9 protein-coding genes are annotated in these 11,695 nt (G+C 72.2%); 2 read left to right on the top strand and 7 right to left on the bottom strand.

The window, feature by feature from the left end; translation table 11 throughout:
- Positions 1 to 7 precede the first annotated feature (7 nt).
- Together BLV96_RS29415 and BLV96_RS29420 are read left to right on the top strand one after the other, a co-directional pair.
- On the top strand, positions 8 to 1,192 hold the full coding sequence (locus BLV96_RS29415; RefSeq protein ID WP_086671548.1) for an acyl-CoA dehydrogenase family protein: 1,185 nt from the start codon (positions 8 to 10) through the stop codon (positions 1,190 to 1,192).
- Between the two features lie 26 nt (positions 1,193 to 1,218).
- Complete coding sequence (locus BLV96_RS29420) at positions 1,219 to 2,550, top strand: FAD-dependent oxidoreductase (protein ID WP_244180549.1); 1,332 nt, start codon at positions 1,219 to 1,221, stop codon at positions 2,548 to 2,550.
- Positions 2,551 to 2,681: 131 nt separating this feature from the next.
- Here the strand turns inward: BLV96_RS29420 and BLV96_RS29425 are convergent, their stop codons facing one another.
- The 7 genes from BLV96_RS29425 to BLV96_RS29455 form a co-directional block, all read right to left on the bottom strand.
- On the bottom strand, positions 2,682 to 3,932 hold the full coding sequence (locus tag BLV96_RS29425) for a cytochrome P450 family protein (RefSeq protein WP_086671552.1): 1,251 nt from the start codon (positions 3,930 to 3,932) through the stop codon (positions 2,682 to 2,684).
- A gap of 51 nt (positions 3,933 to 3,983) precedes the next feature.
- Positions 3,984 to 5,213, bottom strand: coding sequence for an acyl-CoA dehydrogenase family protein (locus tag BLV96_RS29430; RefSeq protein WP_086671515.1), 1,230 nt, complete (start codon positions 5,211 to 5,213; stop codon positions 3,984 to 3,986).
- Between the two features lie 105 nt (positions 5,214 to 5,318).
- Positions 5,319 to 6,674, bottom strand: a complete 1,356-nt coding sequence (locus BLV96_RS29435) for a condensation domain-containing protein (protein ID WP_086671518.1) — start codon at positions 6,672 to 6,674, stop codon at positions 5,319 to 5,321.
- A complete protein-coding gene (locus BLV96_RS29440) occupies positions 6,671 to 6,895 on the bottom strand; it encodes an MbtH family protein (protein WP_086671520.1) in 225 nt (74 codons plus the stop codon). The genes BLV96_RS29435 and BLV96_RS29440 overlap by 4 nt, the downstream gene beginning before the upstream one ends.
- Positions 6,892 to 8,640 carry a non-ribosomal peptide synthetase gene (locus tag BLV96_RS29445; protein WP_091389636.1) on the bottom strand — a complete coding sequence of 583 codons (1,749 nt, stop codon included), beginning with the start codon at positions 8,638 to 8,640 and terminating at the stop codon, positions 6,892 to 6,894. The genes BLV96_RS29440 and BLV96_RS29445 overlap by 4 nt, the downstream gene beginning before the upstream one ends.
- Positions 8,641 to 8,667: 27 nt before the next feature.
- The gene (locus BLV96_RS29450) at positions 8,668 to 9,804 is read right to left on the bottom strand and encodes an epoxide hydrolase family protein (protein WP_086674828.1); all 1,137 of its coding nucleotides are present in this window, start codon (positions 9,802 to 9,804) and stop codon (positions 8,668 to 8,670) included.
- Between the two features lie 192 nt (positions 9,805 to 9,996).
- Positions 9,997 to 11,541 (bottom strand): outer membrane protein assembly factor BamB family protein, encoded by a 1,545-nt coding sequence (locus BLV96_RS29455; protein ID WP_158104112.1) that lies wholly within the window; start codon positions 11,539 to 11,541, stop codon positions 9,997 to 9,999.
- Between the last annotated feature and the right edge of the window lie 154 nt (positions 11,542 to 11,695).

Genomic DNA, 11,695 nt, shown 5'->3' on the forward strand with positions numbered 1-11,695 from the left:
GGAAATGGTGACGACGAGCGACGTCCCCGCCCGCGAGGAGATCGTCGGCCGCGCGGCCGACCTGGTTCCCGTGCTGGCGAAGAACGCGGAATGGTCCGAGGAGAACCGCCGGCTGCACGACGACTCCGTCCAGGCGCTCGCCGACGCCGGGATCTTCCGCCTGCGCACGCCGAAGCGCTACGGCGGCTACGAAGCCGACACCCGCACCCTGGTCGAGGTCGGCAAGCAGCTGGGCCGCGCCGACGGCTCGACGTCGTGGACCGCGTCGGTCTACTGGATCCCGACCTGGATGACGTGCCAGTTCCCGGACGCCGTGCAGGACGAGGTGTTTTCGACCCCCGACGTCCGCGTGTGCGGCACGCTGAGCCCGACCGGGATGGCGGCCCCCGCCGACGGCGGCATCGTCGTGAACGGCAAGTGGGGCTTCATCTCCGGCGCCCAGCACGCGCAGTGGCAGGAGATCATCGCGATCTTCGTCGACCCGGCCGGCGGCGAGCCGTACCCGGTGATGGCGCTGGTGCCGATGAGCGACCTGGTCACGATCGACGACTGGCACACCGCAGGCCTGCGCGGCACCGGCAGCATCACGACCATCGCGGAGAACCTCTTCGTGCCGCAGGAGCGCGTGCTGCCGCTGCCGGCGATCCTCGGCGGCCAGGGCGCGTCCGAGGCGAACGCGGGCTCGGCGATCTACCGCGCGCCGCTGCTGCCGGTCGCGTCGGCGTCGTCGGTCGGCACGGTGGTCGGCTTGGCCCACGCCGCGCGCGAGGCATTCCTCGAGCGCCTGCCGAACCGCAAGATCACCTACACGAACTACGCGAACCAGGCCGAGGCCCCGCTGACGCACCACCAGCTGGCCGAGGCCACCCAGAAGATCGACCAGGCCGAGTTCCACGCGTTCCGGCTCGCGGACTCCGTCGACGCGCACGCCGTGAGCGGTGCGGAGTGGACGTTGCCCGAGCGCGCGCAGGCCCGCGGCGACCTGGGTGCCGTCGTCCGGCTGGCCAAGCAGGCCGTCGACATCTTCGCCGCCGCCAGCGGTGGCTCGTCGGTCTTCCTGGACGTCCCGATCCAGCGCATCGCGCGGGACATCGCCGCCGTGCACCAGCACGCGCTGATGCACCCCAACACCAACGCCGAGCTGTACGGCCGGGTGCTCGCCGGTCTCGAGCCCAACACGCTCTACATCTGAGCCGGGAGAAGGTGGAGGTGACCGCGGTGCCGAATCTTGGCGACCGGGCGGTGGTGCTCGGCGGGAGCATGGCGGGGCTGCTGGCCGCGCGCGTGCTGTCCGAGGCCTACGCCGAAGTGGTGATCGTGGACCGGGACACCCTGACCGGGGTGGACACCGCCCGCCGGGGCGTCCCGCAGGGCCGGCACGTGCACGGCCTGCTCGCGCGGGGCCAGCAGATCCTGGAAGAGCTGTTCCCGGGCTTCACCGAGGGCGCGATCGCGGCCGGCGTGCCGACCGGCGACCTCGGCGAGCTGCGCTGGTTCTTCAACGGGCAACGGCTCCAGCCCGGAACGACCGGCCTGACCTGCGTCTCGGCCGCCCGGCCGGTGCTGGAGAGCCACGTCCGGCGCGGCGTGGAGAAGCTGTCGAACGTCCGGCTCCTGGAGCGGACCGACATCGTCGCTCCGGTGGCTTCGGCCGGCAACGACCGGATCACCGGGGTGCGGATCCACCCGCACGACGGGGTCGAGCAGGTGCTCGAGGCCGACCTGGTCGTCGACACGACCGGCCGCGGCTCCCGGACGCCGAAGTGGCTGGAGGAGCTCGGCTACGAGCGGCCGGAGGAGGACCGGGTCAAGATCGACCTGACGTACACGACCCGCGTCTACCGCCTGCCGGACGAGTCGATCCTGAACGGCGACCTGTCGATCAACCCGGTGGCGAGCCCGTCCCACCCGCGCGGGGCGTTCTTCTCCCGCATCGAGGGCGGGAAGTCGGCGGTGTCGCTGACCGGCGTGCTCGGCGACGCCGCGCCGACCGACCCGGAGGGCTTCCTCGAGTGGGCCCGGACGCTGCCGGTGCCGGACGTCTACGACGTCATCAAGGACGCCGAGCCGGTCGACGACCCGGTGGCGTTCAAGTACCCGGCGAGCGTGCGCAAGCACTTCGAACGGCTGCCGCGCTTCCCGCGCGGCTTCCTGGTCATGGGCGACGCCGCGTGCAGCTTCAACCCGGTGTACGGCCAGGGCATGACGGTGGCCGCGCTCGAGTCGCTGGTGCTGCGCGAGCACGTCGGGCGCGGCGGCGAGGTGGACGCGAAGGCGTTCTTCAAGGACATCGACGGCGTCATCGCGACGCCGTGGGAATTCTCGGCCAGCGGCGACCTCGCCTTCGCGGCGGTGGAGGGCAAGCGCACGGCGAAGGTCAAGGTGGGCAACGCCTATATGGCGAAGCTCCAGTCGGCCGCGACGCGCGACGGCAGCATCACCCGCACGTTCATGCGGGTGGCCGGCCTGGTCGACCCGCCCCAGGCGCTGATGAGCCCGGGCATGGTGCTCAAGGTGCTGCGCAAGGCGAAGAACACCAGGGCCGCCTGACCGGCCCGCGGAAGCGCCCCCGGCCACTCCTGGCCGGGGGCGCTTCCGTGTTCGGGTGGAGGGTGGCCGGGCCGTGCGCACGCGGAAGTGCCCCGGCGCTCGGGGGCGCCGGGGCACTCGGGGAAACGACCTCAGGCCGCGTCGGCCGCTTCCGCCGCTTCCGTCAGGCGAACCGGGAGCGCCCGGTGGCCGTTCATGATGAACGTCGGCAGCGGCTGCAGCTCGGCGCGCTCCACCGCCAGGTTCAGCTTCGGGAACCGCTCGAACAACGTGGACAGGCCGGTCGTCGCGACCGCGCGGGCGATGCCGGCGCCGAGGCAGAAGTGCGGCCCGTGGCCGAACGACAGGTGGTGCTTGTCCGCGCGGGCCAGGTCGAACTCCTCCGGCCGGTCCTCGTGCAGCTCGGGATCGCGGCCGACGGCGCTGTAGTTGACCAGGATCGGGTCGCCGGCCGGGATGGTGACGCCGCCCTCGAGCTCGATGTCCTCGACGGCGTAGCGCAGCGGCAGGTGCGCCAGCGGGGACTCGACGCGCAGGGTCTCGTCGATCACGTCGTCCCAGCTCGCGCGGCCCGACCTGACCAGCTCGAGCTGGGCCGGGTCGGCCAGCAGCGCCGAGATGGAGTTGTCGAAGAAGTTGATCGTCGTCTCGGAACCGGCGCCGAGGATCGCGAAGATCGTGTCGGTCAGCTCGACCTCGCTCAGCTTGGAGCCGTCCTCGTCGCGCGCCGCGACCAGGTCGCTGGTGATGTCCTCACCCGGGTTCGCCCGCTTCTCGGCGATCAGGTCGCCCATCGCGCCGCGCCAGCCCGCCAGGACCGACTGGGCCTGCTCCGGCGTCACCGTGGTGTCGACCATCATGTCGATCACCTTCGCGGTCTTGACGCGGGCCTCCTCGCCCATCCCGATCAGGTCGGCGACGAGCCGGGCGGGCAGCGGGTAGGCGAACCGCGCGCGCAGGTCGACGACCTCGCCCGGGGCGGCGGCCGCCAGCCCGTCGATGAGCTCGTTGGTCAGCTCGACGATCCGCGGCTTGATCGCTTCGGTGCGCCGGGGCGTGAACGCCTTGCCGACCAGCCGGCGCAGCCGCACGTGGTCCTTGCCGTAGGAGGTCACCATGTTGTCCATGGCGATCCAGCTGATCATCTCCCAGTCCGGCGGGATCTCGCCGTTGATGAACGCCGGCCAGTGGTTGCGGGCGCTCTTGGTCACCCGCGAGTCGGCGAGCAGCTGCTTGATCACGCGGTAGCTGTTGACCGACCAGGCGTGCACGCCGCCGGGCAGCTGCACCCGGACCGCCGGCCCCTGCGCGCGCAGGGCGGCGGCCTCCGCGTGGATGTTCGTTCCGCTGGTGTCGAGGGCGAAGGGACAGCGCTCATCCATGACTTTCTCCATGAGGTTCGGGCGATTCCTGGTACCGCGCGGCGCCGGGGGTCATTCCGGGACGCCGAAGGTGAGGCGCGCGAGCTCCCGGTTGGCCTTGCCGCCGAGGAACATGCCGACGCCGGCGTGGCTGTGCACCATCGACAGGTCCCGCCAGACCCGCTCGACCCGCTCCCCGGCCTTGACGGCGCTCGAGCCGGCGGTCGGGAACAGGTGGTCGGCGACCGCCGACCAGGTGAGGGCGATCGCCTGCTTGCTGATCAGGGCCAGCCGCAGCTCCGCTTCGCGGGTGAACGCGGCCGCACCGCGCGCGGACGTTTCGCTCCACTGCCGCAGCGCGCCGAACACGGCGGCCTCGGCGGCGCCGATCTTGCTGACCGCTTCGCCGTAGTGGAACTGGTAGTCGGTGTCCTCGGTGCGCGGCACGATCGGCAGGTACGTCGTGGTCCGGGTGCGCATCAGCTCCGCGTACGCGTCCAGCGCGCCCTGGGCGATGCCGACCGACAGGACACCGAGCTCCAGCAACATGAAGCTGAGCGGGCCGCCGCCGTACTCGGGGTTGCCGTGCAGCTCCCGGCCCGGCGTCCCGCCGGTCACCGGCAGCTGGCTCACGTGCGCTTCGATCGCGCGGTGCGCGGGCACGACGACATCCTCGACGCGGATGGTGTGCGAGCCGCTGCCCTTGAGGCCGAGGCCGTTGCCCCAGTCGTCGAGCCGCTGCCACTGCGCGCGCGGCACGAGGAACATCAACGGCCGCGGGCCGTTCTCGCCGGCCACGAGCGTGTGCCCGACGAAGTGGGTCGCGTACGGCGCGCCCGAGCTGTAGCCCCAGTTGCCGTTGACGACGTAGCCGCCGTCGCCGGTCGGGACGCCGGAACCGGTGGGGCCGACGGTGATCGGGCAGAGGAAGTCGCCGCCGGCGAACACCTCGTCCTGCGCCTCGCGGCCGAACAGGCTGGCCACCGGGAGCGCGTGGGCCGCGCCGAAGAGGTACTGCCACCCGGTCGAGGGACAGCCGCGGGCGATCGTCATCGCCACCCGCATGAACGTCTCGACGCCGAACTCGTAGCCGCCGTAGCGGCGCGGCACGAGCAGCCGGTAGAAGCCGGCCGCGCGGAACTGCTCATGGGTGTCTTCGGCGTAGTAGGTGCGCTTCTCGGTCTCGGCCTGGCGCTCCACCAGCGTCGGCGCGATCGCCTCGGCCCGCGCGACGACCTGCGCGGGCGTGAGGTCCGGTTCCGGCGGGGGCGGGAAGTCCTCTGTGGATGGACGGGTCGTCATGACTGGACAGATCCTTTGCCTCGGGTGGGTATCACTCCAGAACCGGTGCGCCGCCGGCCCAGCGTGGCACGGGCGGGCCGGCGGTCTCGTCTCCCCGCTTGCCGATCAGGAACCCGCCACCGGCGAGTCCGGCGCGCCGGTCAGCTCCGCGAGCAGCTCGCGGAACTCCTTCGCGGTGGCCTCGACCGTGGCGCGGTCGTAGAGGTTGGCGTCGTACTTGAGGCTCGACGCCATCTCCCCCGAAGGCAGGATGTCGGTGGCCCACAACCCGCCGTCCGGGATGCCGCAGCTGACCGCCTGCGAGATCGTGCGGCGGCGGATCTCGGTGCAGGTGAGGTCCCCGACGACGGTCTCGTCGAGCGCGTCCGGCGACTGCAGCACCTCGAACGCGACGACCGCGCGGTCCGCGGCGGCGAACTGGGTGACGACCTGCGGCACCTCGGGCACGACGAGGCTGAACGGGATGTCGTTGGCGTAGGCGTCGAAGCAGGTCTTGCGGACCCGCTCCAGCAGGTCGCGCAGCGTCGCGGCGCCGTCGAGCCGCACGCGCAGCGCGACGAAGTTGAAGTACGGCCCGACGGAGTCGGCGTACTCCCGCTGGAACCGGCCCGAGGTGAAGGTCGGCACGACGACGTCGGTCTCCCCGGTCTGCCGGTGCAGCAACGCGACGTAGGCGGCCAGCAGCACCATGAACGGCGTGCTGCGCGCCGACTTCGCGAACGCGAGCGTCGCGGCCGTCAGCTCCCGGTCGATCAGGAACCGGTGCACGCCGTAGGCGCTGGGGCGCGCCGGGTCCTTCGGGGTGTCCGTGGGCACGGCGAGGATCTGCGCGCCGGCCAGCTGCTCCCGCCAGTAGGCCAGCGGCTTGGCGACCGCGGCGGCCGCGGCGCCGGAGTGCTGCCACGCGGTGAAGTCCCGGTAGTGCCCGACCGGCGGCAGCTCGCGCGGGGCGTTGCCGCGGCGGCCCGCGTACAGCAGCGTCAGGTCGCGCATCAGCACCTGCATCGACCAGCCGTCGGTGGCGCTGTGGTGGGTGACGAGCACGAGCACGGCGTCCCCGTCGTCGAACCGGCCCAGCACCGCGCGCAGGTGCGGCAGCGGGCCGACCGGGAACGGGATCGCCTCGATCTCGTTGGTGAACTCCTCGGCGCGGGTGTCCCGGCCGCTCGGGTCGGCGAGCAGGGTCCGGACCTCCAGCTCGACCGGCGACGGCGGGTGGACCCGCTGGGACCGCTCGTCGCCCCGGGTGATGGTGGTGCGCAGCGTCTCGTGCCGGACGACGAGGTCGTCGAGCGCGGCCCGCAGCGTCTCGACGTCGAGCGCGCCGCGGACGCGCCAGCCGTAGGCGAGCGTGTGCAGGTGCCCGAAGGCGCCGTCCGTGTCGCCCTTGTCGTAGGCGCAGAGGAACTCCTGGTTGAGCGAAAGCGGCAACGGGCCTTCCGGCACCGCGGGTCCGGTCATCGGGCGTCCCTCCTCGGGTCGGCGGCGGCCAGGCTGCGCGGCCGCGGGTCGGTCCAGTGCGTGCGGACGTACTCGAGGCAGCCGTCCTTGGCCCCCGGGCCGTACGCTTCGGTCCAGCCGCGCGGCACGGTGAGGTCCGCGGGCCACAGCGAGTACTGGTCCTCGGCGTTGACCAGCACCCGGAACGTGCCGTCCGGGCCGTCGAACGGGTTGGTGCTCATGCGTCCCCTCCGCTGGGCAGCAGGTCGTCGAGCGCGGCGACGGTCGGTGCGTTGAAGAGGTCGCCGATGGTCAGTTCGGCGCCGAGCTCGGCCTGGATGCGGCTGATCAGCTGCATGGCGAGCATCGACTGGCCGTCGAGGTCGAAGAAGCTGTCGTCGAGCCCGACCCGCGCGGCGCCGAGCACCTCCTCGAACAGTCCACAGAGGACGCGCTGGCGGTCGGTGCCCGGCGCGCGGTAGTCCCCGGCGACCGCGGTCTCCGGCACCGGCAGCGCCTTGCGGTCCAGCTTCCCGTTGGGCGTCAGGGGAAGCGTGTCGAGCACGACGAACGCCGGGACCATGTAGTCGGGCAGCAGCTCGGCGGCGTGCGCGCGCAGCGCGGGCACGTCGACCGTGCCGCCGGCCGCGGGCACGACGTACGCGGCGAGCTTCGTCTCGCCGGGTTCGTCCTCCCGCGCGACGACGGCCACGTGCGCGAGACCGGCGAACTTCGACACCACGGTCTCGATTTCGCCGAGCTCCACGCGGAAACCGCGGATCTTGACGAGGTCGCCGGCCCGGCCGACGAAGTCGAGCACGCCGTCGGCGGTGTACCGGACGAGGTCGCCGGTGCGGTACATCCGGCCGCCGTCCCCGGCGAAGGGGTCGGCGACGAACCGGTCGGCGGTCAGGTCGGGCCGGCCGTGGTAGCCGCGGCCGAGCCGGCTGCCCGCGAGGTACAGCTCGCCGGCGGCGCCGTCGGCGACCGGTTCGAGCCGGTCGTCGAGCACGTACGCCCGCAGGCCGTCGAGCGGCTCGCCGACCGGGACACCCGCCTCGACGTCGGCGAGCGTCCGCATCGGCCAGCTGACGGCGAACGTCGAGAGCTCGGTGGCGCCGTACATCGCGCGGACGACGGTGCCGGGGCAGGTCTCCAGCACGCGGCGCACGGCGTTCGGCGCGATCACGTCACCCCCGGTCAGCACCTCGCGCACGCCGGCGAAGCACTCGGGGGCTTCCGACGCGACCAGCCGGAACAGCCCGGCGGTCAGGTGCAGGCCGGTGATCGCCCGGTCGGTGATCAGCCGGCGCAGCGTCGCGATGTCGAGGTCGCCGGGCGGGGCCAGCACGATCGTGCCGCCGCGCAGCAGCGGCACCCACAGCTCGTAGGTGGAGACGCCGAACGCGTGCGGCGCGACGAGCAGCAGCCGGTCGTGCCAGCCGGTCTCCCACCGCGTGTCGGCGGCGAGCCCGAGCACCGCGCGGTGCGGGATCGAGACGCCCTTGGGCTCCCCCGTCGTGCCGGAGGTGTACATGACGTAGGCGACGTCCTCCGGGTGCCCGGCCACCTTCGGGTCGCTCTCCGGCAGCGCGGACCGGTCGTCCTCGTCGACGACGACCACGCGTCCCGCCCGCGGCAGCCCCTGCGCGCGCAGGGCGCGGTCGGTCAGCAGGATCGGGTCGCCGGCGTGCTCGAGGATCCACTGCTTGCGCTCCACCGGGTACGAGTGGTGCAGCGGCAGGTACGCGGCGCCGGCCTTGAGCACGGCCAGCACGGCGACGACGACGTCGGGCGAGCGGTCCATCAGCACCGCGACCGGCCGCTCCGCCCCGGCGCCGAGGCCGAGCAGGCGGTGCGCCAGCCGGTTCGCCAGCCGGTCGAGCTGCCGGTAGGTGAGCACCACGCCGTCGGCGGACACGGCGACCGCGTCCGGGGTGCGGTCCACCTGCCCGGCGAAGTGCTCTTGAAGGGACCGGGAAACCATCGGGACTCCTATCCGTGCTCGGCCGGGCTACAGGGAACGGGCGAACTTGGCGATGTCGCCGGCCAGCAGGTCCGGCTGCTCCATCGCGGCGAAGTGGCCGCCGCGGTCGAACTCGGTCCAGTGCTTGATGGTCGGGATGTCGCGGTCGGCCCAGCGGCGGATCGGCAGGAACAGGTCGCGCGGGAACACCGCGACGCCGACCGGGACCTCGATCGGCGGCGGCTTGACCCCGCTCGCGGCGAGCCGGACCCCTTCGGCGCCTTCGTAGTAGAACTGCGCCGACGAGCCGCCGCTCGCGGTCAGCCAGTAGGTCGAGACGATGGTGAGCAGGTGGTTGCGGCAGACGGCGTCCTCCGGGACGAGCGCGGCGTCGGACCACTCGCGGAACTTCTCGACGATCCAGGCCAGCTGCCCCACCGGCGAGTCGGTGAGGCTGTAGGCCAGCGTCTGCGGCCGCTGCGCCATGACGCGCATGTAGCCCGACAGCTCGGCGTCGAACTGGCCGAGGCGGCCCAGCCGCGCCTGGTCGACCTCGTCGAGGTCGGCGAAGTCGGCCGGGTCGCCCGACGGGAAGGTCATCAGCATGTTGACGTGCACGCCGAGCACGTGGTCGGGCGCGGTCCGGCCGAGCTCCAGCGAGATCACCGAGCCGGCGTCGCCGCCCTGGGCGATGTAGCGGTCGTAGCCGAGGCGGCTCATCAGCTCGGCCCAGGCGCGGGCGATGCGCGGCACGTCCCAGCCGGTCTCCTCCAGCGTCGAGAAGCCGTAACCGGGGATCGACGGGACGACCAGGTGGAACGCCTGCTCGCCGGGCGCGGGGCGGGTGAGCGGCTCGACGAGGTCGACGAACTCGACCACGCCACCGGGCCAGCCGTGGGTGAGCAGGAGCGGGATCGCGTTCTCGTGCGGCGAGCGCACGTGCACGAAGTGGATGTCGGAACCGTCGATGCGGGTCCGGAAGTTGGGGAACGAGTTGAGCTTCGCCTCGGCGACGCGCCAGTCGTACTCGGTCCGCCAGTACTCGGCGAGTTCTTTGAGGTACCCCAGCGGAACACCGCGGCTCCAGCCGACGCCGGGCAGTTCGGCGGGCCAGCGGGTGGCGGCGAGGCGGGCGTTCAGGTCGTCGAGGTCGGCCTGCGGGATGGAGACACGAAACGGCTGCATAGGTCACGGCCCGTTCGTCGGCGAGGACAGCTGACCCTTGGATCCTCACACCGCACGGGGCCGCGGGACGTCTTCCCGATTGCGTCTGCTGCGCACGATCCCCTGGTACGGGTGGGAAAACGCGGCCGCCGGCGAACGAAACCGTCCCGGGCACCGGCTGGTGCCCGGGACGGCCGGGGAGAAGCGAACCGCTCAGCGCCGCGGGCAGTCCGCGGGCAGGCGGTACGCCACGATCGTCGGCTTCTGGTCCGGGGTCAGCGGGTACCCGCCGACCGCCACCACCGTGTCGCCGTCGATCATCACCGGGGAGTTGGAGCCCGCCGGCAGCTGGGCCGACCAGATCTCCGCGCCCGTCTTCGTGCTCAGCGCGTGGACCTTGCCCTCGTAGGTCGTCGTGAACACGACGTCGTTGACGATCGAAGACGCGCCGTAGGGCGAGTGGTCCAGCGGGTGCTGCCACTTGATCGCGCCGGTGACCTTGTCGAGCGCCACCATCACGCCCTTGCCCTGGTCGAACGGCGGCAGCGTGGGCAGGCCCTGGGTCGTCCAGGTCGCGCCCATGTCGTTGACCGCCGCGTAGATCGTCGTGTCGTCGACCGCCAGCGGGGCCGGCATGCCGCCCAGCACGCCGGGGAAGATCTCCACCGGCAGCTGCGGCAGCTTGTCGTACTGGCCGTTCATGGCCAGCAGGTTGTCACCCTCGTGTCCATTGTGGATCCCGACGGCCGTCTTCCACAGCGTCTTGCCGGTCGCCTGGTCGTAGGAGTAGACGAAGCCCGCCTTGCCGGAGCCGATGACCACCGGCCGCCGCCCCGCCGTCGTCACGATCGGCGAGTTCTGCAAGTCCCAGTCGTAGATGTCGTGCGGGCTCGCCTGGTTGTACCAGACCAGCTTCCCGGTCCGGCCGTTCAGCTTGACCACGGAGTTGGTGTACAGGTTCGCCCCCGGCCGGCTCTGGCCCCACGGGTAGTCGCTGGTGCCGGGGAACGGCGCCGGGTTGGTCACCGCCAGGTAGACGTCGCCGCGGGCGTCGAAGCTCGGCGGGTACCAGAGGCCACCGCCGGAGTTGACGTCCGGCATGCCCCACAGGTCGGCCGGGACCGTTTCGAACTTCCACTTCGTGGCGCCGGTCCGGCCGTCGAGCGCCCAGACGACGCCCTGGCCGTTGCCCTTGTAGAACCCGCCGTAGACACCGGGGACCGTGGACATGAGCACGGTCCCGTTGTCGTACCCGGGGGCCATGTCGATGCCCTCGTTCTCGTTGCGGGTGATCTTCTTGATCCACAGCTGGGTCCCCGTGCGCGCGTCGAGCGCGAACACCGAGTCGGCGGTGCCGCCGAACACGCGGCCGTCGCCGACCGCGACACCGGTGGGGCCGTTGCTCTCGGAGTGGTACAGCTTCGTCCACAGCTGCCGTCCGGTCCGCAGGTCGATCGCGTACACGTTGGAGCTGTGGTCCTGGGTGTACATGACGCCGCCCGCCACGACCGGCGTCGCCGAGTGCGTGCCGACGTAGCGGTCGGTGTTGCCGACCAGCGGTGCCGTCCAGACCTGCTGGAGCGAACCGACGTTGCCGCTGTTCACCGGCCCGCCGACCCGGCGGGTGCTGGCCTTGTCGCCGTTGGGCTCTCCCCAGCCCGAGGCGACGCGGGTCCGCTCGACCCCGGCCGGGCCGGCGGAGGCCGGGATCACGTGGATCGACGTGAGCAGCAGCGCGCTCGCCAGGACGGCGACCACCGGCCTGCTCTTCCGTAGGTGTATCAGGCGCATGTTCGCGACCCCCATCAACGGGCGACTCGGGAAAACCGGCGCGCGGACCGGCTCTGTCACCAGGCGACGGTACCGGGCGGGGGCGGCGGATCATCTCCCACGATGCCCTGGTTGCGCGATG

Origin of the sequence: Amycolatopsis pretoriensis (genome assembly GCF_900107925.1) — a bacterium.
In the GTDB taxonomy this organism is placed as follows: domain Bacteria; phylum Actinomycetota; class Actinomycetes; order Mycobacteriales; family Pseudonocardiaceae; genus Amycolatopsis; species Amycolatopsis pretoriensis.

Excerpts from the sequence above, each read along its gene's own strand:
- BLV96_RS29445 (WP_091389636.1), bottom strand. The coding sequence starts at position 8,640 with ATGGTTTCCCGGTCCCTTCAAGAGCACTTCGCCGGGCAGGTGGACCGC.
- BLV96_RS29450 (WP_086674828.1), bottom strand. The coding sequence starts at position 9,804 with ATGCAGCCGTTTCGTGTCTCCATCCCGCAGGCCGACCTCGACGACCTG.
- BLV96_RS29435 (WP_086671518.1), bottom strand. The coding sequence starts at position 6,674 with ATGACCGGACCCGCGGTGCCGGAAGGCCCGTTGCCGCTTTCGCTCAAC.
- BLV96_RS29425 (WP_086671552.1), bottom strand. The coding sequence starts at position 3,932 with ATGGATGAGCGCTGTCCCTTCGCCCTCGACACCAGCGGAACGAACATC.
- BLV96_RS29430 (WP_086671515.1), bottom strand. The coding sequence starts at position 5,213 with ATGACGACCCGTCCATCCACAGAGGACTTCCCGCCCCCGCCGGAACCG.
- BLV96_RS29440 (WP_086671520.1), bottom strand. The coding sequence starts at position 6,895 with ATGAGCACCAACCCGTTCGACGGCCCGGACGGCACGTTCCGGGTGCTG.